Consider the following 22,761-nt stretch of genomic DNA (forward strand, 5'->3'; position numbering starts at 1 on the left):
TTTGGCGAAAGAAAAATTCAGGGTGACATAGAATAAAGCGCCGACACCGGGAGTGCCAGCGCTTAGCGCAACAAATTCCGGTGATTTAGGGCGCCAGCCGGTCGATTGTCCAGCCATCGCCCTCGCGCTGGTACAGAAAACGATCGTGCAGGCGGTGCTCGCCGCCCTGCCAGAATTCCATCGACTCGATAGTGACGCGGAATCCGCCCCAGAAACTCGGCAACGGAATCTCGCCCTGCTGGAACTTTTGCTTCATCTCGAAGAACTTGCTTTCCAGCATGCTGCGGGCGGAAATGCGGCTTGACTGTTTTGAAACCCAGGCGCCGATCTGGCTGTCGCGCGGCCGGCTGTGGAAATACTTCATCACGTCCAGCATCGGCAGTTTTTCCGCCTTGCCCAGCACGATGACCTGACGCTCCAGCATGTGCCAGGGAAACAGCAGGCTGATACGGGAATTCACCGCCAGTTGCTGCGCCTTGCGGCTGCCCATATTGGTATAGAACACCATGCCTTTTTCATCATAGTGTTTCAGCAGCACGATGCGCTGATAAGGCTGGCCCTGCTCGTCGACCGTCGCCACACACATCGCGGTAGGATCCGCCAGTTGCGCTTCGCAAGCCTGCTTTAGCCAGCGTTCAAACAGGTCGAGCGGGTTGTCGGTCAGATCGTGGCGACGTAGCCCGCCACGGGTATATTCGCGCCGTAAATCGGCGATATCGATAGCGGCGATGTTTTCACCGGAAGTAATGTTTTCACCGGAAGCAATATTTTCACCGGGCGCGATCGCAACGCGGTTTCGGGTGTCAGGGGTGTGCGCGTCATCGTGTTCTGTGGTCATGAGGTCCTGCCGTTGCCTAACCGGGCGAGAAATAGAGAGGACTCATTCTGCGCTCGCGTCGCCAAAATCTCAACGCCCGCAACGGCATGGACACGGATTACTTCAACACACAATCATTGACGATGATTCTATCGCCCCGCACGATAAACGCCTGATTTCCCTTACTCCAGAAAGCGTATCGGTCATCGCTGTAACGCGTGCCCGACGCGGCGGGCACCTGAGGCAGCGTGTGAGATTCGCCATCCAGCAGGAAGGTCACGCTGTCGCCCTGCGGGCCGGGGTTCAGGGTGACGGTGAGCGGCATGGTGCCGCACTGGTAGTGCAAGGTCTGCGGCTTCGCGGCCGGCATTAAGTAAGCGCAGCCGCTTAACAGCACTACACCGGCAATCAGCAGTGGTTTCATTCTATTTTTCTCCTGTTATTAGCGGATCCCGGCATCCCATCCAGATAAATCCAATAACGGAGCAGTCTATCAACAGACCGCTGACGGACCTCTCGGCAAAATCCGATTACACGATCATCGCCGGATAAATGGCGCCCAGTACGGTTTCTCGGCTGGCGCCGGTTACGGACGGCAAGTTGCCCGGCAACCCCGACAGGGTGCGGAACGCCAGCCAGGCGAACGCCAGCGCCTCCATATCATCGCCACGAATGCCGAAATTGTCGGTCGCGCTGACCTCAATGCCCGGCAGACGCGCCGACAGCTGACTCATCAGCAGCGGATTGCGCGCTCCGCCGCCGCATACCAGCACACGTTCGCAGCCGCCGGTCAGCAACACTTGCCCGGCGATGGTTTCCGCGCTCAGCGCCACCAGCGTGGCCTGCACATCTTCCGGCCGCAGACGAGGAAAAGCCGCCAGTTGTCTTTCCAGCCACGTCAGATTGAAATACTCGCGTCCGGTGCTCTTGGGCGCCGGTAAGCCGAAATAGGGATCGGACAGCATGTGGCTCAGCAACGCGTTATCCACCTGGCCGGTTAACGCCCAGGCGGCGTCTTTATCGTACGGCTGCGCCCGGTTGCGCCACACCCAGGCATCCAGCAGCATATTGCCCGGTCCGGTGTCATAGCCTTTTACCGGGCGCCCCGGCACCAACACCGAAATATTGGCGATCCCGCCGATATTCAGCACAATTCGCCGCTCCACCGGATGCTGCAACAGCGCGTGATGGAACACCGGCACCAGCGGCGCACCCTGCCCGCCCAACGCCATGTCGCGGCGGCGAAAATCGCCGACCGTAGTGATGCCGGTCACCGCGGCGATACGGTTGCAATCGCCAATTTGCATGGTGCAAGGCGCGTCGCCGTCCGGCTCATGCCAGACCGTCTGTCCATGACAGCCAATCGCGGTAATCTCGCTCGCGCTCAACCCGGTCTGGCGCAGCAGTGCCTGTACTGCTTCGGCAAACAACGCCCCGAGCCGGGTATCCAGTCGCCCTAATTCGGAGAGCGTCACGGCCTGCCCCTGGTTCATGCTCAGTATCGTCTGGCGAATCGCCGGCGGAATCGGGTGGCAATAACTGGCTTGCTGTGCGACGGTGTGCTCATCGATGGCGGCCAGCACCACGTCGACACCATCCAGACTGGTGCCGGACATCACACCGATATATCTTCCAGACCTCATCGGATTACCTTTGTTTTGTAAAATGACCGTCTGTCACGAAATGGCCTCAAATGACCAGGCGATTCAGGCGCGTTGTCGGTATATTGGCTTTAGATTTTGTCTTTTTTGTCAGACTGATGCCAGCGTAGGTAAAAAATCGCCATTTGACACGGTTTTTCAGAAAAAGCGGGATTCACAGGGAACTTTATAGCGCGTTTATTATCAATTTAGGCGCGCTATTCTATCCTTAACATCAATTGAAACAGTAGAATGGTGCGTTCGACCACACCATGATGTGACAATAGATAATTCGTCGGCTTAGGCTGCGCCCCCGACACAGACACAGCTATAACAGGAGTCTTTCTATGATGAAACGTTTTCTCGTGATCACTTTAGCAGGTATCACACTGGCTGGCTGCGCCAATACCAGCACCCTGTCAGGAGACGTTTACAGTGCATCCGAAGCCAAGCAGGTTCAGACTGTAACCTACGGCACCGTTGTCTCCACTCGTCCGGTACAGATTCAGGCCGGTGAAGACAGTAACGTCATCGGCACCCTCGGCGGCGCCGTACTGGGCGGGCTGGTCGGTAATACCGTTGGTCGCGGTACTGGCCGTAATCTGGCGACAGCCGCAGGCGCGGTTGCCGGTGGCGTTGCCGGTAATAGCATTGAAGGCGCGGTCAACCGCGTTCAGGGTGTAGAGCTGGAAATCCGTAAAGACGACGGCAGCACCATCATGGTGGTGCAAAAACAGGGCGATACCAAATTCCACGCTGGACAACGTGTGGCAATGGCCAGCAACGGCCGTTCCATCACCGTCTCTCCGCGCTAAGATTCGATTATCAATCACCACCCGCCGGGTGGTGATTGTCTAATGTCATCAATTCGGCTCGATATATCCAGATAACCATCATTCACGCCATATACTTGTCATATTTCGAGTTGCAGGTACGCCGACTTTATTACTCAGCCCATCCGTGGGCCTCGCCCTTAGGGGCCGCGACAAGCCACATTCAACCCTGCTTCCGGCGACGTTGCCGTTCATCCCAGTCATTTACTTATGCAAGTTCCTGAGAATTTGACCGATCGTCGCGTTGCAAGGCTCATAATGTGCCTTACCCTGAAGGGCCAACGCTTTGTATTGTTCAAAACGAGAGCGTTTTATCCTGCAATGCGAATTATTTAAAGTATATGTTGCCTGGAATTCGAATTCGCCCGCCAAAACATTTACTTTTTCTATTAATTAAGACTGACTCTCATGTAATGCCAAAATGTTTTTTTCCAGCCGGGAGATAATAGTGGCCAACTCATCCACTTCTTCCGGGGTAATACCATTTAATATTTCGCTGCGTGTCTGATCAATAACGTCATTAACAGCCTGAATGATAGGATCCGCCATATCTGTTAGCAGAATACGCTTGGCGCGTCGGTCGTGGGCACAAATGTGCCGGGTAATTAACCCCTTGTCTTCAAGCTGATCCAACGTACGCACCAGCGAAGGCTGTTCTATTCCTATCGCTTTGGCTAGCTGAATTTGGGACTGCCCCGGAGGCAGTTGGTGAATATTATGCAGCGTGACCCAGTGCGTCTGCGTGAGTTCCAGAGGCTTTAATCGATGATCAATCAAAGCGCGCCATACACGAACCAACCGGGCTAAATCAGAACCTAACGGCAATTCCATCACTTCTCCTTATAGTTAGCATACTAAGCAACTTCCCTGGATTGCAATCAACTCTGATTTAAAACGAAAGTCTAATAAAAAATGTCTTATTGTTATCAATCTATTCTAGCAAATAATAATTAATTAAAAATGATCTTGAACTTAATTTATATCATTAAATATCACCGTGCCGGTTAAAACAAGGCTGGTTGATCCGGCTCGGAGGGCGCTGAATTCTTTTCACTTCGCTGCGAACGTTTCATCCTTTGCCGACACAAACGCAGCACATCCTGTTTTTGCGCATCGCTCATCGTTCCCCAATTAAAGCGCTCGCTGCGGCTTCGAAAACAACCACGACAGAAGCCCCGGTCATCCGCCTGGCAGATACCCCGGCAAGGGTTGGGAACAGGAAAAAGTTCGAGCTGCTCAGCCACAGGACCTCCTCATCTGACGTCTTTATTGAAACCTTGATTGCCGTCACTGGCAAGCTTTCCGTAACGTTAGCGCGCAATTAACTACTATTTTCCCGCTTATCACGTCTTTTTTTCAGCAACCGCGCCTGAAAAGCGGCGCCCGGCCACAGGTTTGGACTCCCCCCGGCAACGACGTTATACTCAGGCCCTGTTATTTCAGGCGGTAACGGAACACAACCGATATCGCCCATGACGGTTAACCCACTGATCAAAATAGGGGTCATTATGCGTTTACTTCATACCATGCTACGCGTTGGCGACCTGCAGCGCGCTATCGATTTTTACACCAAGGTACTGGGCATGCGCCTGCTGCGCACCAGCGACAATCCGGAATACAAATATTCTCTGGCATTCGTCGGCTATACCGAGGAAAGCGAAGGCGCAGTGATCGAACTGACCTACAACTGGGGCGTGGAAAGCTATGACCTGGGCACCGCCTTCGGTCACATTGCCTTGGGCGTGGATGACGTAGCGGGCGCCTGCGAACGTATCCGTCAGGCCGGCGGCAAGGTTACCCGTGAAGCAGGCCCGGTCAAAGGCGGCACCACTGTTATCGCCTTCGTTGAAGACCCCGACGGTTACAAGATCGAGCTGATCGAACGTTCACAGGCCGGTCAGGGACTGGGCAACTGATCATCCCGCCTTTGCTGTCCAGGTGCCGACAGGCGCCTGTCTTTCGGGGGAACGGTTATTCGCCGTCATGCACGGCTGCTGCATCCCCCGCCGGAATTTGCCATAATGCGCACTGCATGTTACTGAAGAAATAAGAAACGAATGGCTGAGAAAAATAACCTGAACGCCCTGAACGCGCGTTTTCGTGGCTTTTACCCTGTTGTTATCGATGTGGAAACCGCCGGGTTCAACGCGAAAACCGATGCGCTGCTGGAAATTGCAGCCGTAACGCTGAAAATGGATGAAAGCGGTTGGTTACAGCCGGACGAAACCTTGCATTTTCACATCGAACCGTTTGAAGGCGCTATCCTGCGGCCCGAAGCGCTGGCCTTCAACGGCATCGACCCTGCCAACCCATTGCGTGGCGCGGTGAGCGAATATGAAGCGCTGCATGAAATCTTCAAGGCCGTGCGTAAGGGAATCAAAGATCAGAACTGTAATCGCGGCATCATCGTGGCTCATAACGCGACCTTCGATCACAGCTTTCTGATGGCGGCGGCAGAACGCTGCGGCCTGAAGCGCAACCCATTCCACCCTTTCGCCACCTTTGACACCGCCGCGCTCAGCGGGCTGGTGCTGGGGCAGACGGTGCTGGCTAAAGCCTGCATTGCGGCGGAGATCCCATTCGACGCCAGCCAGGCGCACTCGGCGCTCTATGACACCGAACGGACAGCGCAACTGTTTTGTGAACTGGTCAATCGCTGGAAGCGTATGGGCGGCTGGCCGCTGGCATCGGGAACCGATACCGAAGCGTCGTTGGCTGTCGGCAGTGAAGAGTAAGACTGCGCGGACGCGTGTGTCCGTGCAAACACCTTGCGCTATCAAAGCATCATAATCGTAACGAGTAAAACGACATCAGGCAGCGCCGGGCTGCCTGATACAGAAGGGGATTACTGCTGATCCGCCTGCTGGGATCGGTACTTGTCGGCGGTTTCTTTAATCAGTTGCTGCAATTCGCCGCGCTGATACATCTCAATCACGATGTCGCAGCCGCCAACCAATTCACCATCCACCCACAGCTGCGGGAACGTCGGCCAGTTAGCGTATTTGGGCAATTCAGCGCGGATATCCGGGTTCTGCAGAATATCCACATAGGCAAAACGCTCGCCGCACGCCGACAACGCCTGTACCGCCTGGGCAGAAAAACCACAGCTCGGCAGTTTGGGAGAACCTTTCATATACAGCAGAATCGGGTTTTCAGCGATCTGACGCTGAATCTTTTCAAGTGTCGTTGTCGTCATTCTATTGCTTCCTCAAGGGCGTGATGACCAGCCCATCAACGGCTGTTCATGTGACTCGCGGCATACCGTGCCGTGCCGCTTCTGTTGTTTTGTATTCTAACGATAGCGACGGCCACAAAAAAACGCTATCTTTTGTAGGGTTTTGTCTGACTGGTCGCGCGCCAGCACAAAACAACGCCGAATCGACTGATAATTAAGCAGCGAGCTCCGTTGTTAACGTTTTCTCACTATTTTGTAGTAACAATGCCTTATTCCCCACTTTTTTATCAGGTCATTTTCGGGAATACTGTAAAGATTGAACGATTGAGGACAACATTCGGTCAGAATTATCATGCGTTTATTTATTACGCTTTTCGTATTATTTTTCAGTAATCTGTTTTTTAACCTGGCACAGGCTAATCCACATAGCGCTGCGGTATTACCGCGCAAAACCGGCGTAGAAACGGCGAATAAAGCTATTGAGGAATCCAAAAAAAGCAAGGTTGCCAAAAATACCAAAAAGGGTGCGGCACCCACTCATGACAAAAAACCGGAAAAAACCACCAAAACCGCGCCTGCCAAAACGACCGCCGCTCACGATAAAAACGTCAAACCGCACAATGATAAAAAACCGGTGACCACTGCGGCCGCAGCCCACACAACCAGCAAGCCGCAGAAGCAGGAAAAAAGCGTTCAGGCTAAAGCGCCCGCCGGCAAAACCGCGAAAAAAGACACCCCGGCACCGGCGAAAAGCAGTCATAAGGCGCACGAAACCGTGATTGCTAAAACGGCAAGCAAAAAAAGCAAGTCTGCCGTCGTCGGAGAAGAAAGCGCCAGCGCATCATCACACGGCAAGAGTAAAAAAGGCCGGCAGGATAAAGCCGCGCTGACCATCAGCGCCGCTCACCAAAAGCGCTACCAGCATGCCAAACTGACCGCCATGAACAAGCTGATGAGCCAAATCGGCAAACCCTACCACTGGGGCGGCGCGACCCCCTACTCCGGTTTCGATTGCAGCGGACTGGTGTATTACGCGTATAAAGATGTGGTGAAAATCCCGATTCCGCGAACCGCCAATGAGATGTACCACTTACGTGACGCCGCGCCTATCAAGAAAAGCGAGCTGGAAAGCGGCGACCTGGTGTTCTTTCGGATAACCAACCGCGGCGCCGCCGACCATGTCGGCGTCTATCTCGGCAATGGTCGCTTCATTCAGTCGCCGCGTTCCGGCTCTGACATTAAAATCAGCAAACTGAGCGAGGACTACTGGCAGGATCACTACGTCGGCGCCCGTCGCGTGGTCACGCCGAAAACCATTCGCTAAACAACTTCCGCTGGAATGGCCGTTCTCAATACGACAAAAGGGGCATCGCGCCCCTTTTTGTTTTCCTGTCTTTGACGGCAACGAATACGCCGCTGACGTTCCAGGCGCCGCTAGCGCCACGCCGTCAGTTCAATACCGCGCTCAGACTAAAGATGATGATCATCGCCAGTGAAGCCACAGTGGTGAACAGCGACATTTTCAAGTTGGTATCCATAGTATTCTCCTGTATGTGACTGATGATCGCCGTCATCCTGTCATGTCTGAATCAATCCCCTATCCGGCAGACGGGGGAAACATTATAAAGCATAGGTCTATTATCACCCGGCGAGCGTCAAAAAACCGGTTTCTGCGTCACAGAGATAAAACGAATTGCCTCTTCCACTTTTGCTCTAAATCGGCCAAAATCCGCAGTTTACTGTATACACTGCGTTGGTCGAAGCGTCAGCCCTCCCTTCAAGCTACACACCTCGGCATGTCTCCTCCTGAAATGTTGCCTTGTTGTCTGGCAGGAGAAGAATTCACGCAGGCAAACGATTAACAACATATTTACTGCTGTAACAGACAAGCTACTGTAACAGATGAGTTCAGGAGTCACTTTAGATGGCAACGATCAAAGATGTGGCAAAACGCGCGGGCGTTTCGACCACAACCGTATCACACGTGATCAATAAAACACGTTTCGTCGCCGAAGAGACCAAGGCTGCGGTGCGTGCGGCCATCGATGAATTGCATTATTCGCCGAGTGCGGTGGCCCGCAGCCTGAAAGTCAACCACACCAAATCCATCGGCCTGCTGGCGACATCCAGCGAGGCGCCCTATTTCGCCGAAATCATCGAGGCGGTGGAAAACAGCTGCTACGCCAGAGGCTATACGCTGATCCTGTGCAACTCCCATAATAATCAGGACAAACAGCGCGCCTACCTGTCCATGCTGGCGCAAAAACGGGTCGACGGCCTGCTGGTGATGTGCGCCGAGTACCCGCCGGAACTGCTATCGATGCTGGCGGATTACCGCCATATCCCGATGGTGGTGATGGACTGGGGCGAAGCCCACAGCGATTTTACCGATACCATTATCGATAACGCGTTTGCCGGCGGCTACATGGCCGGACGTTACCTGATTGAGCGCGGCCACCGCGACATCGGCGCCATTCCCGGTTCTCTCGGGCGCAATACCGGCAGTGGGCGTTATCTGGGTTTCCTGAAAGCGCTGAAAGAGGCCGACATTCCGCTACGGGAAGAATGGGTGGTTCAGGGCGACTTCGAGCCGGAATCCGGCTACAAGGCGATGCACCAGATTCTGGCCCAGAAACAGCGTCCGACCGCGGTGTTCTGCGGCGGCGATATCATGGCGATGGGCGCCATTTGCGCCGCCGACGAACTGGGGCTGCGCGTACCGCAGGATATTTCGGTGATCGGTTATGACAATGTCCGCCACTCCCGGTATTTTACCCCGGCGCTGACCACCATCCACCAGCCCAAGGAGCGACTGGGACAGGCGGCCTTCTCCATGTTGCTCGACCGCATTACCAGCAAACGCGAGGAAGCCCAGACCATTGAAGTGCATCCGACGCTGATCGAACGCCGCTCCGTCGCCGACGGCCCGTTCCTCGATTACCGCCGTTAAAATTCAGACGATTCCGTTATCTCTGTCTGGCTATTCAATCAAGCGGCAGGCCGCACCACACATGGTGCCGGCGCATGCTATCGCTGTTGAGCTCATGACTTAACGTGCTGCTTTAACCCAATGAATCTTGTCGTCGGGTTAAAGCAGTCATACACTTGTCACTGTCGTTGACGACAATAATCATGATCAGACGATGCTTTCGGCCTCATGCATCGCCTTACTTTTTCTATCCTGCCTGTTGACCGCTGCACCTTTTTGTTACGGCCAGGGATAGACGCCTTTCGTACCGGCTTTTCTCTTATTTTCCTCTGAGACGTTCAGGGGTAGACGATGGATTGGGTCCACCGAATGCCCTCCGTGGGTACATTTGTCTAATGTTTTTCCTTGCAAAGGCATTTTTCCGGCAAGGTAGGGAGAAGTTATGAGTTCATCTTATGTGGAGGAACTGGGTACCCCTAACCTATCCTGGTTCCAGATTGTTAATGAAATGCTGTCGGCCGCCGACATCGTCATTAACGGTTCACGCCCGTTTGATATTCAGGTAAAAAATCCCGACATGTATAAGCGCGTGCTGCGCGAAGGCTCGTTGGGATTGGGCGAAAGTTATATGGATGGCTGGTGGGAGTGTGAGCGGCTGGACATGTTTTTCCACCGCGTGCTGCGCGCCGGGTTGGAAAACCAGCTCCCTCACCGCTGGCGCGATACGCTGCGGATCCTGATGGCGCGGCTGACCAACCTGCAGTCCCGCCGTCGGGCCTGGATCGTGGGCAAGGAGCATTACGACCTCGGTAATGATCTTTTCACCCTGATGCTTGACCCTTATATGCAGTACTCCTGCGGCTACTGGAAACAGGCCGAAACCCTGGAGCAGGCACAGCAGGACAAGCTGCGCTTGATCTGCGAAAAACTGCAGCTGCGCCGCGGCATGACCCTGCTGGATATCGGCTGCGGCTGGGGCGGGCTGGCAGAATTCGCCGCGCGTCACTACGGCGTTTCCGTCACCGGCGTGACCATCTCCCGCGAGCAACAAAAACTGGCGCAACAGCGCTGCCATGATCTGGACGTGAACATCCTGCTGCAGGACTACCGCGACCTGAACCGGCAGTTTGACCGCATCGTTTCCGTCGGCATGTTCGAGCATGTCGGCGCCAAGAACTACGATACCTACTTCCAGATAGTAAAGCGCAATCTTAAACCTGATGGGTTGTTCCTGCTGCACACGATCGGCACTCACACCCCCACGCCAACGGGAGATAAGTGGACCAGCAAGTACATCTTCCCCAACGGCAGCCTGCCGTCGATAGAGCAAATCGCCGTAACCAGCGAGCCGTATCTGGTGATGGAAGACTGGCATAACTTCGGTGCTGACTACGACAGCACGTTGATGGCCTGGTATCACCGCTTCCAGCAGCACTGGCCAGCATTGTCCGAGCGTTACTCCGAACGTTTCCAGCGCATGTTCACCTATTATCTCAACAGCTTCGCGGGTTCATTCCGCGCCCGCAACATTCAACTCTGGCAGGTGTTGTTCAGCGTGGACGGCGTGGAAGGCGGCTTGCGAGTCCCCAGATAATCACCGCCATCCGGCGCATCCGCCACCTAAATAGCAAAAAACCGGCAGCCTGGCTGCCGGTTTTCATAGGGGAGAAAGCGTCAGGGAAGGAATGGCTTATTCGCCCTGCTCCACCTGCGCCGCGGCCTGCTCCTGTTGCTGCTGCGCCTGACGAGCCAGGACGCGTTCGACCGTGTCGATGATGGCCTGGGTTTGCGGGTCGATTTCGATATTGATGCGGTCGCCCAGTCGTTTCTGACCCAGCGTCGTGCGCTGGAGCGTTTCCGGAATCAGATGCACGCAGAAACGGCTGCGGGTCACTTCCCCTACCGTCAGGCTGATACCGTCAATGCCGATGAATCCTTTGTGCAGCACATATTTCATCTGCGATTCATCAGCCAACCGGAACCAGATCTGGTGATTATTTTCCGACGTCAGGATTTTCACGATCTCCGCCGTACACATAATATGGCCGGACATCACATGCCCGCCGATTTCGTCGCCATATTTGGCGGCGCGCTCCACATTAACCCGATCGCCGGCTTTGACTTCGCCCAGGTTGGTCAGCCGTAGCGTCTCTTTGATCAGGTCGAAACTGATCCGATCGCCATCGATTTTGGTGACGGTCAGGCAACAACCGTTGTGCGCTACGGAAGCCCCGGTTTCCAGCCCCGGCAGCAGTTCGGGGGGCAGTTGAACGACATGAGTGCGGAAATTGGGTTTTTCATCAATCGACACGACGGTCGCCGTGCCCTGAACAATACCGGTAAACATGGTGCTGGTCTTGCCTCCTGGTCAGTAATAAGCGTGAACGCGACGCTACAGTGATATGGCGCGGCGAGCCTGCGCTCGGGAGAGACAACGTTCACTAATGTCTGGCAGTTTGCACCATATCCTCAGGAAAACCAAACGGGATCACTCCCGTTCAGTCAGTCATTGGTTTACTGTTGGCAAATCGTTACAATGCTTCATCTTTTTTTATAAATAAAGGATGATTGCCTTTCTCTCCCCATTAGAGATCTCTCTCCATCCTGCTTTAGGAAGGTGTTTTCGTGCAGAAGTACTTATCAGAAGCCCGCCATTTGCTGGCGTTGGCTATTCCGGTCATCATCGCGCAAGTCTCGCAAACCTCAATGGGTGTGGTGGATACCATCATGGCGGGCTCCTACAGCGCCACCGATATGGCGGCGGTGGCGGTGGGCACCTCCATCTGGCTGCCGGTCATCCTGTTCGGTCACGGTTTGCTGATGGCGCTGACGCCGGTCGTGGCCAACCTCAACGGCTCCGGACGCCGGGATCGCATCGCTCATCAGACTCAGCAGGCGTTTTTGCTGGCCGCGGCTATCTCCATCCTGACCATGTTCGTGCTCTATCAGGGAAAATACGCCATTAACCTGATGCATGACGGCGCGCCGGAACTGGCCGACAAAGCGGTGAAATACCTGCATGCCTTGTTGTGGGGCGCGCCCGGTTACCTGTTCTATCAGGTGTTTCGCAGCCAATGCGAAGGTTTGTCCAAGACCAAGCCGGGGATGGTGATCGGATTTATCGGCCTGCTGATCAACATTCCCATCAACTACGTTTTCATCCACGGTAAGCTGGGCATGCCGGAGTTGGGCGGCGTCGGCTGCGGGGTGGCGACCGCCTCGGTATACTGGATGATGATGTTGATGATGGCGGCCTATTCCCGCCACGCCTATTGGCTGAAAGACATTCGTCAGTTCAAAACCCAGTTGAAGCCGGATTGGGCCGTACTCAAGCGGATGTCCGGCATGGGGCTGCCCATCGCGCTGGCGTTGCTGTTCGAAGTGACGTTGTTTGCGATTGTCGCGCTGCTGGTATTGCCGCTCGGGGTGGTTGATGTGGCGGGCCACCAGATCGCGCTCAACTTCAGCTCGCTGATGTTCGTGCTGCCGCTGTCTGTCGGCGTCGCCGCCACCATTCGCGTCGGCCACCGGCTGGGCGAAGGTTCGGCGGAGGCTGCCCGGGTAGCGGCGCGTACCGGTATCGCTACCGGCGTGTTGCTGGCGATGTGCACGGCTATCTTCACCATCACGCTGCGTGAACCCATCGCCATGCTTTACAACAAAAACCCGGATGTGGTGGCGATGGCCTCGCATCTGATGCTGCTGGCGGCGGTCTATCAGATTTCCGACGCGGTGCAGACCATTGGCAGCGGCGTGCTGCGCGGTTACAAGGATACCCGCTCCATTTTCTTTATCACCTTCATCGCCTACTGGATACTGGGGCTGCCCAGCGGCTATACGCTGGCGCTGACCGACATACTGGTGCCGCGGATGGGGCCGGCCGGGTTCTGGTGGGGGTTCATCATCGGCCTGACCTCCTCCGCCACCATGATGGTGCTGCGGATCCGTTGGGTGCAACGCCAATCGCCGGCGCGTATTCTGGCGCGGGCGGCACGTTGATTCGTTGATGGCGGCAGAGCGCCGAAAAAAACGGCGCTCTGCTTACAAGCTCGTCACTCAGTGTGATCTAACGGGAATTTTGCGTTTTTTCCCTTGCCAGCGCCCCTATAGCCCGTTAATATTCGTCCCCGCTGTCGCCCTGACAGTTTCAGTAACACGATGCGTTCATAGCTCAGTTGGTTAGAGCACCACCTTGACATGGTGGGGGTCGTTGGTTCGAGTCCAATTGAACGCACCATTCCTTCAAATATAAACATTCAGCCCGTGTTTATAACGACGTAAAAACGCTGACTCCCCTGTTGTACCGATACGCTTTCCCACAATTCATTGGCGCTACCGCTTTCCGGTTTGTTTTCTTCCTGATGATCACAGCAAACCGGCGCCAGCGGGAAACCCGGTGACGCCAGTAACGCCACTATTCCCGGCTATTGATGCAGTTCAGCCACCGTCATCGTAAAAATAAGTTTGCCGTCGTCTACGTTTGCGTAACGATGCGGCACATCGGTTCTTGCCACTGCTGAACACCCGGCAGGAATGACGAGCTCGGTGTTATCCACCTTCATGCTCAACACCCCGGTCTCAACATGGAACAGCTCAAGCGTCCCCTGGGGGTGGCCTGACGACTCAAATACTTCACCGGGGAACATCTCCCAGCGCCACAGTTCTATCATGTTGGGGCCGCTGGTCCCCGCCAGCAGACGCGCCGTACCGCCGTGAGGGCCGTTCCATAACGTTGGAATATTTCCCTGTTCGATCAGGTATACCGCCGGAGCGTCCGTCACGTTGACGATATCGGCAACGGACAAACCAAGCGCCGCCGCGATCTTACACAAGATGGCGATGCTGGGATTGGCCGTGCATTTCTCTATCTCCACCAGCATACCTTTGCTGACGCCAGCGCGTCGTGAAAGCTCATCCAGCGAGAGTTTCTGCTTTTTCCGGTGCGCTTTGATTCTGCGGGAAACGGCTTCGCTCACCGTCTGGATATCCGCGCCCGATTCGGTCGATATATTGACTTTTTTGGTCATAGGTCGATAATGTGAAATAAATTAGTCATTTTAGGATTATCTAATGCTTTCCGTTTTACCGTCAATCGACGCCAGTGTTGCTATACTGGCACCGGGTTTCAGGGCGCTGAGCATCACCGCCGCAGCAACGCCGATCACTGATCCAGGTATCGCTGATGAAGCGCTGACCGCTGCCTGCAAATCGGTTATTGCGGGAGAAGCACGCTGGGCTGATGCGCACCTTGCCGCCTGGGCTGATGTTTTCAGGAAGTTCGGCGCTAAACCGCAACGTACCCCGTGCTCAGCCGAGGCGCTGCGTAAACGTGTGCTGCGCGATGGCAGCATGCCGGGCATTGATCCGGTGGTGGATCTCTACAACGCCGTTAGCCTTCAATATGCAATCCCCGTGGGTGGTGAAAACCTCGCGGCCTATGTCGGTACGCCCAGATTAACGATGGCAGATGGCACCGAGCGGTTCGACACCATGAAGGACGGGCTGCCGGCTCAGGAGTCCCCCGAACCGGGAGAAGTTATCTGGCGGGATGATGAAGGCGCAACCTGTCGTCGCTGGAACTGGCGTCAGGGAGTCAGAACGCGGCTGAATTCAGAAACCCGCCAAATGTGGTTTATTCTGGAAAGCTTGCCGGTGATGCCGTTGACGGCATTATATGACGCGGGTGAACGGCTGAGCGATGGTCTGCAACGCATGATGCCTGGGATCAGCATTGAGATGACCCTTGTCGGTTCTGACTGCCGGGAATAAACCTCAGCGCAATAAAATACCACGCCGGATAAACCGTAAGCGTTAATCCTGTCAGAAAAGCCATTCGGCTTTTCCGCCTTGCTGGACGACCTGCAAGCGCTTTTTTTTTGCGGTGGGGACGACCCCATTATTCATAATGGAGTGAACATGTCCTGGTTAATTCTTTTTCTTGCCGGATTATTAGAAGTCGTCTGGGCTATCGGCCTGAAATATACCCACGGCTTTAGCCGTCTGGTCCCCAGCGTCATTACCGTTGTCGCGCTGTTCACCAGTATCGGGCTACTTTCCTTAGCGCTAAAAAATTTACCGACCGGTACGGCTTACGCCATCTGGACGGGAATCGGCGCCGTGGGTACTGCGCTGGCAGGGATTATCCTGTTTGGCGAATCCGTCAGCCCGCCGCGCATTATCAGTTTGACACTGATTGTAGCGGGAATTATCGGCCTGAAATTCAGTACGCATTAATTCAGTACGTATTAATTTAGTACGTATTAATTATTAATTTAGTACGCCGTAATAGCCGGTTGCACGCCCGCGTGTAAATGCGGGCGTGACGACAAAACCGGCACAGCACGGTTTCCCCATCAGTCTATCGACCTGTCCGCCAGCATCACGTCAAGTAAGGCATTGATATGAGTTTGCATGGTGTCTAGGCTTGCCACAGGTAATGTCACCCCATTGAACAACAGCGGCAGTTCGGTACAACCCAGAATAACCGCGTCGATGCCCTGTTCATCTTTCATGCGCTGCACAATATTCAGAAACACCGCCTGTGTTTGCGGCCTGACGATCCCCCGTTCCAGTTCCGTCAGGATTTTTTCCGCAATAAACGTTATCGCTTCACGGTCGGGAATGACCACGTTAATACCCGCCTCACGGAACGGTTTTTTGAAAAAATCCGCTTCCATCGTGACGCGCGTTCCCAACAACCCGACTGTCGAAAAACCTAATCGCTGCGCTTCATGCTCGCCAGTCTTGAAAAATGAAGCAAGTTAATATGCCGACCGTTGATAAATACCTTCGCCAGTCAGGCTTCCGGATGAATCCAGGAAAGATAAAGCGTTATCGTCAGAATCGAGATAATGGTGGAAAACAGTACGGTTCGCGAAGTAATGCGCGCTTCCCGGCGGTAAAACTCCGCCAACATGAAAGGCCCAGTTCCCGTCGGCAGCGCAGCCAACAGAACGGCGGTATAGTAGCGGATTGCGCACCAATGCCCCGACGACTTTCGCCACCAGTTGCGCACGCCGCCTCTCGGTCTGGATCCCCGTTTCAACAATCACGATCGCAAATGCAAAGAGCACGCAGACCGTGATAATCGTCGCGATTAGAGTCGGCGCCATCGCCGTCGGTCCCAGAAACGCCAGCGCCAGCGGGAACCCCATAAAACCCGTGTTCGCATAGCTTGAATTCAATGCGTCCAGCGCGGCATCGGCCAGATGTCGCGAACGGGAAATTTGGAAAATGAGAGTAACCGCGAATACCAGCACCGCGCCAAGACCAAACGCCATGATTAAACCGGGCTGCCATACATCAGACCAGCGCGCATGCGCAATAATGTCGAAAAGCAGTGCGGGAAGCGCAAGATACACGACGAAGCGGTTGAGTTCCGAGGTGGCATTCGGGCCGAAGATACCGAGTTTACGGAAAAATAAGGCATTCCACATATGGCTTTATATGGATATGGCTTGTGTGGCTTGACGGCGGCATATCCAGATAATATTGCCATGCGACATGGTTTGATGGCTTATGTTATCCGTAAAGAAAAATTAAACACACCTCGATTCATTAACTAATTTATTTATACCGAATAGTCATGCGTCATAAATAAAAACCAGACATTAGAGAAATAATAAACAAGCTAAAATATATTATCCAATGGCCTCGTGTCCGCATAGCCTCATTAATTAATTTCTCACTAATTTCCCAATAAATTCATTGCATTCCACATTGATGATGAAATAAACCCATCTCACCGCTTGCCTATATTGCCATCGAAGTTTAAATTATTGTTTATGAGATGTGAATTTATTGATAACAGAACAAGGCACCCTACTCATTACACAATAAGACGGCCTTAATTTAAATATTGTCACGTCAATCGACAACAATATCGAACCCAGTAGAACCAAACCCTGCAAAAAGCAATGTTTTGATTTTATAGCAAAAACCTATCCGGCCAACAGGCTGGCAGGTCGTTTTTTATTTTCATAAATCTTCACGGAGGTGGTAAATAATATGGTTGATTATAGTCATAGCTCGTCTACATTTTCGCATGCTATTACCCATGAAAACAGAAAGGTTAAAAGCACTGCGTCTACACTCCCTTCATTGAATGGTATTCGCTTTATTCTTGCCATCGGTGTTTATTTATTTCACGTATCGATACCAAGAATGTGGAATCCATTCTCCGATGCTGAGATTAGCGATAGTTACGCCTTTTTCTTCAGCAAGTCAGGATGGGTAGGCGTCTCTTTTTTCTTTATACTCAGCGGGTTCGTCATGACCTGGTCGGCACGCCCCATTGACGATCCGATTCGCTTTTACAAGAAAAGACTGGCGAAAATATACCCCAGCCATGTCGTCACCTTGCTTATTTTGATGGCATGCGGCGCCGTCAGCTTTAACCGACCTGATATATGGCTACCCAATCTGTTACTGATACAGGCATGGATTCCTGATATTGATATTTTTTTTGGTGCGAATACACCCAGTTGGTTCCTGAGTGCCATCATATTTTTTTATTTGACCTTCCCCTGGTTAATTAAATTGGTAAAACGCATACCGGTGACATTTCTTTGGCCGACCATCTGGATTTGTTACGCGGGTATGATTATCAGCCAGATAGTGGTATATGAACTCACCTCATCCGGCCTCCCCGTTCATGGATGGCCCGTGCCAATCGGCAATACTCAGATGTGCCTTGCCTATACCTTTCCGCTATTGCGGCTTTACGAGTTCCTCATCGGCATGGTCACAGCGCGAATTATTCAAGAGGGAAAATGGATTCGAATTTCAATTACAACGTGCGTGGCACTAAGCATTTTGGCCTATATGGTCGATCTCTTCATGCCTTTTCAGTTTAGTTTTAATCTGGTGACGTTGATACCGTTCGTATTATTTCTGGGTTCACTGGTCGTGGGGGATATTAATAACCAACCTAATTTCTTGAGTTCAGCTTTGATGCAATGGCTTGGCACTATTTCGTTTGGATTTTACATGATCCACTATGCGATTCTGCTATTGCTGAAACGGACAATGGGAACAGCCAGCCACGATCTCGTTCACGCCACACTCCTGATTGTGTTAGGCGGTATAATGAGCATTTTGGGCGGATGGTTGCTCTATCGATTTGTTGAACGTCCGGCCAGCGCCTGGCTATCCCGCCGCTAGCCGACTCAAGCCTTGCAGCGGTGCCCGCTGCACACAATGACTCTGTGTTCTGATTAACGGCAACGACATGCTGTTGTAAGCCGTCGCTGAACGCACCATAAGCAAGCAGGACAAGCACATACCGGCGATTGTCCTGCTCACTTTCGGCAATGATTTTCAATCCGGCCAAACATTCAGCACTCGATACGGGGATGGCAACAAAATACTTGTCATTGCATCAGTGCAAGGCCATAATAGCGCCCGTTCAAAACGGGAAAGGAAACAGCATGATTTATCATGTACTTACCTTAAATACCGATAAATGAACGCTTCAATTTGCGACCGTAGCTCAGTTGGTTAGAGCACCACCTTGACATGGTGGGGGTCGGTGGTTCGAGTCCACTCGGTCGCACCATTTCATGTTCTATAGGCGTGCACTGATGTCTATAGTACCTTGAAAAAAAGAAAGTTTTCATCTTCTCCCCTTCCAGTAATACCTATCGCAATTCTTCCGTACCCAATGATTTTAAGTACAGGTTCAAGTCCATCCCGAATACGGGTGAATTCGATTCCAGCTTGTTACTGAGCAGATGATGTCATTGAATGGCTCAGCCTTGAGCGTTCCCAATCAATCCGTTCAAACAAAATAATCGTCATCGCCGCCATTAATAGGTTAGTCATCGGAAATGCCCACCACAGGCCAGAGATACCTAGCGAGGTATAGTGGGATAATCCCCATGCCAGCGGGATCTGAATCAGCCATTGAGACACCAACGCCAGTGTCATGGTCGTCATGGTGCGCCCGGTGGCGCGAAAGGCGCCATTTAGCGCCATCTGTAGCCCAATTAATCCATAACATGGCGCGATAATATGAAAGAAATTCGTCCCGTAATAAATAACCTGGATCTGATCGGGGGCGAATTGCCCAATAATGTAAGGTGCAAAAACGAACCCTATCAGGCCAATAGTGGTCAGGGTTAGAAATGAGATCGTTGCGCTCAAACGGCCAATGGCATGCGCACGCTTAAATTGTCCAGCGCCAACATTTTGTCCAACAAGCGTTGCTGTAGCAATTGACATACCAATGGCGGGCACAATAACCAGTGCATTAATATTATTAACGACACCGTAAGCCGCCGTAACCGCCGTTCCCAGCCCTGTTACCAGGGACATCATCCCACTCGCGCCCAATGCATGAGCACACAGTTCAATTGACGATGGCATTCCCAGCCGAACGACGGATTTAACCATATCCCATCTGGGTTTCATCGCACGAAAATAGATCTTAAGGCCAGTATGACCAAACCGTAACACCAGCAATCCAGCCGACATCGCAATGCCTTGATTAATGAGAGTGGCAATACCTGCCCCCGTTACGCCAAATGCGGGAATAATCCCATAACCAAAGATAAATAGCGGGCACATGATGGCGTTAAGAATCAGTGTACCCAGCGTAATCAATAATGGGATACGGACTTCGCCTGAGCCCCTCATCAAGGATTGCAGCATGGCAAAACCAAAGGTAAATATTAAGCCACTGATGATAACGCGCAAAAAGCTGAGTGCGAACGGAAAGACCTCTTCCTGAGTGCCGAGCGAATGCAACATCCAGGGGGCAAGAAAATACCCTGCCGCCGAGATAGGTATTGCAAACAGCAACGACAGCATAAATACCTGCGCCGCAATATCGTTTGCATCCTGATGCAAACGGGCGCCGATGCACTGTGCGACCAGCGTAGTGCCCGCTACACTCAAGCCAATACCCAAAGCAAAAGCAAGAAAAATGATGGGCTGACTTACCGATATCGCCGCCACGGATTTATCACCCAAACGCCCTACCCAGAACGCATCAATCATGATGTATCCTGACTGTAAAAGATTAGCCAAAATAACAGGGACGCCTATTTTTATCAGTGAGCGTAATATTGAACCTTGCAATAAGGCGTTTGGTTTTTCATCAATGAGTTCAGAAGACAATAATTAATCCCTTAATGTCAATCGTTATGGAAAACTTACCGTTATAAACAAACAGCAAGCATGAAAAATTCATTCACACCATGCAGCCTCATTACAGGGTCATGGTTAAGGCGCCTTGGCCGTACCACTCCCCTGAAATATAAGAAGCTTACCAAGCAGCTCCTGACGGATTTTATTATCCTGGCCGATGGTAGAAATATGAATCGTCATCAACGCTCTATCCGGTTTGGCTGGGGAGATATCTATTTCAGTAATTTTTGCCCTTATTCGTAATATATCACCGGGCCGCGTAGGGCGAAGCCAGTTGATCTTCTCCACCCCTTTACCAATGATGCCATGTGCCAGAGGCAAGCTTTTAACCAGTAGATTCATGGTAATACTTACGGTGTGCCAGCCACTCGCCGCCAGGCCTCTGAAGATGGAATCCTTTGCCAGGTCATCGTCTATATGAAAGGGCTGCGGGTCATATTTTATCGAAAACTCAGCTATTTCTTCCGCACTGACATAATACTCGGAACTATGAAAAACCTGACCGACTTTAAGATCATCAAAATACAGTTTTGGTGGTCTTTCATCCCTTACGTCGCTTCCGATAAAGTACTCGTTAGCACTATTCACATAGCCGTTTAAATAATTTTCATCTCGCATATCCACGAGTCTCCCTTACCAACATGAACAGATCCGCCGGATGCCAACAGTTAAGCATTCCAATCAACTGTGTTTTCCATACGCAACCATTGGTTAGAATTAAAGATATAAAACATCTATACAAAAACAATCCAGTCGGTATTATCCCGCTCTCGCCACATACGAAAATTTTAAAATAATGAATAATTCCAGTCACGGCGATACCGATAAGGATGTACGGATATCGCCGTCCCATTTCTGGTTATTTACACTGTATTCCAGACTATATTCCACTGGTGTTGTCACCAGACTCCGGAGAAGAAAGTTACTCTTTATGAATAATGACTTTCAGATTTTCAAAACCATGTAAAAAATTAGAATAATTACGTTCTGGCTCTTCCAATACCTCTATTCTGGAAAAACGCTTGAGAATTTCTTCCCAGATAATCGTCAGTTGCATTTCAGCCAGCCGACTGCCAATACAGGCGTGTATACCCACACCAAAGGAGAGATGCCGACGGGCGCGCTCACGGTCGATGCTGAAGGTATCAGGTTCTTCAATCGCCGAGGCATCGCGGTTGCCAGACGCATACCACATCACGACACGGTCGCCTTTCTGGATGTTTTTGCCACGAATTTCAACATCGCGGGTGGCAACACGGCTCATAAAATTGACTGGCGGGTGAAAACGCAGCGTTTCCGATATCATTGGCATCACCAGCTTAGGATTGGCCTTGAGCTTGGCAAACTCGGCGGGATATTTATCCAGCAAGTAAAGGCTGCCTGAAATCGTGTTACGCGTCGTGTCGTTACCACCGATAATCAGCAGAACAATGGTGCCACGGTACTGCTCTAACGTCATATCGCGCGTGTCGGGATGCTGGGCCAACATTGAGATAAGGTCATAGCTTGGCGGTGCATTACGGCGTTTTTCCCACATTTCCTCAAAAACTTGATAGCATTTAACGGTTTCTTCCGCCTTTTGCTCCCAGCTTTTCACCAGACCATGTCCCGGCTCAAACATCAGTAGGTCAGACCAATACGTCAGCTTACGGCGCTCTTCAAAAGGAAAATCGAGCAGCGTTGCCAGCACCGTCGCCGTCATCTCCTTGGAGACTCGATCCACCCAGTCAAAGGGTTCGCCAATCGGCAAGCCGTCGAGAATAATGCCCGCACGTTCACGCATTATCGGCGCCATTTGAGCCAGGTTGGAGGGAGCCACCGACGGTGCCGCCGCCTTGCGGTGTTTAGTATGCTCGGGGGGATCCATGGTAATGAAACCCACATTTTTCCGCCGCTCATGACCCAGAGCCTGCATCGCCGCTTCGAGTTTCTCCTTCTCTTCAAGCGATTTCAGATCGATATTCTGGGTGGAGGTGAAATCGTGGTAATTATTGCCAACCGTGCGAATATCGTCCCACAATGTTACTGACCAGTAAGGCCCGAACTCACTTTCCGGCGTGAAATGCACCGGGTCTTCACGTCTGAGACGCTCAAACACCGGCAATTCAGTCGCATTCACAAACCGATCCCGACGCGCAGGGTTAATTTTCTCTAACGGGATAGCATTAACATCCTCAACAACATCCTGTAATTGTTTCGTCATTTTCATCCACTCATTG

Annotated in this window: 23 protein-coding genes, 2 tRNA genes and 2 pseudogenes; 12 read left to right on the forward strand and 15 right to left on the reverse strand. The window is 52.4% G+C overall.

Annotated features, from left to right (window positions below; translation table 11 throughout):
* Positions 1-85: 85 nt before the first annotated feature.
* The 3 genes from pdxH to anmK form a co-directional block, all read right to left on the reverse strand.
* Positions 86-838, reverse strand: coding sequence for a pyridoxamine 5'-phosphate oxidase (gene pdxH, locus DXXMK7_RS12625; RefSeq protein ID WP_202438185.1), 753 nt, complete (start codon positions 836-838; stop codon positions 86-88).
* A gap of 97 nt (positions 839-935) precedes the next feature.
* Positions 936-1,241: an MliC family protein gene (locus DXXMK7_RS12630; RefSeq protein WP_038919412.1), complete on the reverse strand. Its 306-nt coding sequence runs from the start codon at positions 1,239-1,241 to the stop codon at positions 936-938.
* A 106-nt stretch (positions 1,242-1,347) separates the two neighbouring features.
* Entirely contained in the window at positions 1,348-2,460 is a 1,113-nt protein-coding gene (gene anmK, locus DXXMK7_RS12635) for an anhydro-N-acetylmuramic acid kinase (RefSeq protein WP_038919413.1), read from the reverse strand.
* A 344-nt stretch (positions 2,461-2,804) separates the two neighbouring features.
* On the opposite strand from anmK, the gene DXXMK7_RS12640 reads away from it, so the two are divergent.
* Positions 2,805-3,272, forward strand: coding sequence for a glycine zipper 2TM domain-containing protein (locus DXXMK7_RS12640; RefSeq protein WP_013318322.1), 468 nt, complete (start codon positions 2,805-2,807; stop codon positions 3,270-3,272).
* Positions 3,273-3,683: 411 nt separating this feature from the next.
* On the opposite strand, the gene slyA is transcribed toward DXXMK7_RS12640, so the two are convergent.
* Both slyA and DXXMK7_RS21935 read right to left on the reverse strand, forming a co-directional pair.
* Positions 3,684-4,121 carry a transcriptional regulator SlyA gene (gene slyA, locus DXXMK7_RS12645; protein ID WP_038919414.1) on the reverse strand — a complete coding sequence of 146 codons (438 nt, stop codon included), beginning with the start codon at positions 4,119-4,121 and terminating at the stop codon, positions 3,684-3,686.
* Between the two features lie 173 nt (positions 4,122-4,294).
* Entirely contained in the window at positions 4,295-4,534 is a 240-nt protein-coding gene (locus DXXMK7_RS21935; protein WP_071605209.1) for a DUF1289 domain-containing protein, read from the reverse strand.
* Between the two features lie 264 nt (positions 4,535-4,798).
* Between DXXMK7_RS21935 and gloA the strand changes: the two genes are divergently transcribed.
* Together gloA and rnt are read left to right on the forward strand one after the other, a co-directional pair.
* The gene (gloA, locus tag DXXMK7_RS12650; RefSeq protein ID WP_038921020.1) at positions 4,799-5,206 is read left to right on the forward strand and encodes a lactoylglutathione lyase; all 408 of its coding nucleotides are present in this window, start codon (positions 4,799-4,801) and stop codon (positions 5,204-5,206) included.
* 141 nt (positions 5,207-5,347) lie between these two features.
* Positions 5,348-6,025 carry a ribonuclease T gene (gene rnt, locus DXXMK7_RS12655; protein WP_038919415.1) on the forward strand — a complete coding sequence of 226 codons (678 nt, stop codon included), beginning with the start codon at positions 5,348-5,350 and terminating at the stop codon, positions 6,023-6,025.
* A 110-nt stretch (positions 6,026-6,135) separates the two neighbouring features.
* Here the strand turns inward: rnt and DXXMK7_RS12660 are convergent, their stop codons facing one another.
* A complete protein-coding gene (locus DXXMK7_RS12660) occupies positions 6,136-6,486 on the reverse strand; it encodes a Grx4 family monothiol glutaredoxin (protein WP_038668251.1) in 351 nt (116 codons plus the stop codon).
* A 331-nt stretch (positions 6,487-6,817) separates the two neighbouring features.
* Between DXXMK7_RS12660 and DXXMK7_RS12665 the strand changes: the two genes are divergently transcribed.
* Positions 6,818-7,789: a C40 family peptidase gene (locus DXXMK7_RS12665; RefSeq protein ID WP_038919416.1), complete on the forward strand. Its 972-nt coding sequence runs from the start codon at positions 6,818-6,820 to the stop codon at positions 7,787-7,789.
* A 124-nt stretch (positions 7,790-7,913) separates the two neighbouring features.
* Here DXXMK7_RS12665 and DXXMK7_RS22680 read toward each other — a convergent pair whose 3' ends face one another.
* On the reverse strand, positions 7,914-8,003 hold the full coding sequence (locus tag DXXMK7_RS22680; RefSeq protein ID WP_157987323.1) for a YnhF family membrane protein: 90 nt from the start codon (positions 8,001-8,003) through the stop codon (positions 7,914-7,916).
* 386 nt (positions 8,004-8,389) lie between these two features.
* Here DXXMK7_RS22680 and purR point away from each other — a divergent pair, with 386 nt between their 5' ends.
* Entirely contained in the window at positions 8,390-9,415 is a 1,026-nt protein-coding gene (gene purR / locus DXXMK7_RS12670; RefSeq protein WP_038668247.1) for an HTH-type transcriptional repressor PurR, read from the forward strand.
* Positions 9,416-9,836: 421 nt separating this feature from the next.
* Positions 9,837-10,988: a cyclopropane fatty acyl phospholipid synthase gene (gene cfa, locus DXXMK7_RS12675; protein ID WP_038919417.1), complete on the forward strand. Its 1,152-nt coding sequence runs from the start codon at positions 9,837-9,839 to the stop codon at positions 10,986-10,988.
* A gap of 96 nt (positions 10,989-11,084) precedes the next feature.
* Here cfa and DXXMK7_RS12680 read toward each other — a convergent pair whose 3' ends face one another.
* Complete coding sequence (locus DXXMK7_RS12680; protein ID WP_038919418.1) at positions 11,085-11,741, reverse strand: riboflavin synthase; 657 nt, start codon at positions 11,739-11,741, stop codon at positions 11,085-11,087.
* A 278-nt stretch (positions 11,742-12,019) separates the two neighbouring features.
* Between DXXMK7_RS12680 and DXXMK7_RS12685 the strand changes: the two genes are divergently transcribed.
* On the forward strand, positions 12,020-13,393 hold the full coding sequence (locus tag DXXMK7_RS12685; RefSeq protein WP_038668241.1) for an MATE family efflux transporter: 1,374 nt from the start codon (positions 12,020-12,022) through the stop codon (positions 13,391-13,393).
* Positions 13,394-13,554: 161 nt separating this feature from the next.
* Positions 13,555-13,631, forward strand: a tRNA-Val gene (locus DXXMK7_RS12690).
* 187 nt (positions 13,632-13,818) lie between these two features.
* Here the strand turns inward: DXXMK7_RS12690 and DXXMK7_RS12695 are convergent.
* On the reverse strand, positions 13,819-14,421 hold the full coding sequence (locus DXXMK7_RS12695; RefSeq protein WP_038919420.1) for a helix-turn-helix domain-containing protein: 603 nt from the start codon (positions 14,419-14,421) through the stop codon (positions 13,819-13,821).
* Between the two features lie 43 nt (positions 14,422-14,464).
* Here DXXMK7_RS12695 and DXXMK7_RS12700 point away from each other — a divergent pair, with 43 nt between their 5' ends.
* Positions 14,465-15,163 (forward strand): B3/4 domain-containing protein, encoded by a 699-nt coding sequence (locus DXXMK7_RS12700; protein WP_038919421.1) that lies wholly within the window; start codon positions 14,465-14,467, stop codon positions 15,161-15,163.
* Positions 15,164-15,310: 147 nt separating this feature from the next.
* Positions 15,311-15,628, forward strand: coding sequence for a quaternary ammonium compound efflux SMR transporter SugE (gene sugE / locus DXXMK7_RS12705; RefSeq protein ID WP_038668235.1), 318 nt, complete (start codon positions 15,311-15,313; stop codon positions 15,626-15,628).
* Between the two features lie 119 nt (positions 15,629-15,747).
* On the opposite strand, the pseudogene DXXMK7_RS12710 reads toward sugE, so the two are convergent.
* From DXXMK7_RS12710 to DXXMK7_RS23280, 3 genes and pseudogenes are all read right to left on the reverse strand, one after another.
* Positions 15,748-16,116: pseudogene (locus DXXMK7_RS12710) on the reverse strand (aspartate/glutamate racemase family protein); the annotation flags it as partial.
* A 74-nt stretch (positions 16,117-16,190) separates the two neighbouring features.
* Positions 16,191-16,310 (reverse strand): hypothetical protein, encoded by a 120-nt coding sequence (locus tag DXXMK7_RS23275; RefSeq protein WP_225622691.1) that lies wholly within the window; start codon positions 16,308-16,310, stop codon positions 16,191-16,193.
* 184 nt (positions 16,311-16,494) lie between these two features.
* Positions 16,495-16,830, reverse strand: a pseudogene (locus DXXMK7_RS23280) (AEC family transporter); the annotation flags it as partial.
* Positions 16,831-17,401: 571 nt separating this feature from the next.
* Here DXXMK7_RS23280 and DXXMK7_RS12720 point away from each other — a divergent pair.
* Positions 17,402-18,556 carry an acyltransferase gene (locus DXXMK7_RS12720; RefSeq protein WP_082171003.1) on the forward strand — a complete coding sequence of 385 codons (1,155 nt, stop codon included), beginning with the start codon at positions 17,402-17,404 and terminating at the stop codon, positions 18,554-18,556.
* Between the two features lie 317 nt (positions 18,557-18,873).
* Positions 18,874-18,950 (forward strand) — tRNA-Val (locus tag DXXMK7_RS12725).
* A gap of 164 nt (positions 18,951-19,114) precedes the next feature.
* On the opposite strand, the gene solL is transcribed toward DXXMK7_RS12725, so the two are convergent.
* The 3 genes from solL to solI all read right to left on the reverse strand — a co-directional run bounded on the left by solL (position 19,115) and on the right by solI (position 22,745).
* Positions 19,115-20,512, reverse strand: a complete 1,398-nt coding sequence (solL, locus tag DXXMK7_RS12730; protein ID WP_038919423.1) for a solanimycin export family MATE transporter SolL — start codon at positions 20,510-20,512, stop codon at positions 19,115-19,117.
* Positions 20,513-20,617: 105 nt separating this feature from the next.
* On the reverse strand, positions 20,618-21,160 hold the full coding sequence (locus tag DXXMK7_RS12735; protein WP_050569998.1) for a MaoC family dehydratase: 543 nt from the start codon (positions 21,158-21,160) through the stop codon (positions 20,618-20,620).
* 304 nt (positions 21,161-21,464) lie between these two features.
* Complete coding sequence (gene solI, locus DXXMK7_RS12740; RefSeq protein ID WP_038921024.1) at positions 21,465-22,745, reverse strand: solanimycin biosynthesis cytochrome P450 SolI; 1,281 nt, start codon at positions 22,743-22,745, stop codon at positions 21,465-21,467.
* Between the last annotated feature and the right edge of the window lie 16 nt (positions 22,746-22,761).

Source organism: Dickeya sp. MK7 (assembly GCF_000406305.1).
Classification (GTDB): domain Bacteria; phylum Pseudomonadota; class Gammaproteobacteria; order Enterobacterales; family Enterobacteriaceae; genus Dickeya; species Dickeya fangzhongdai.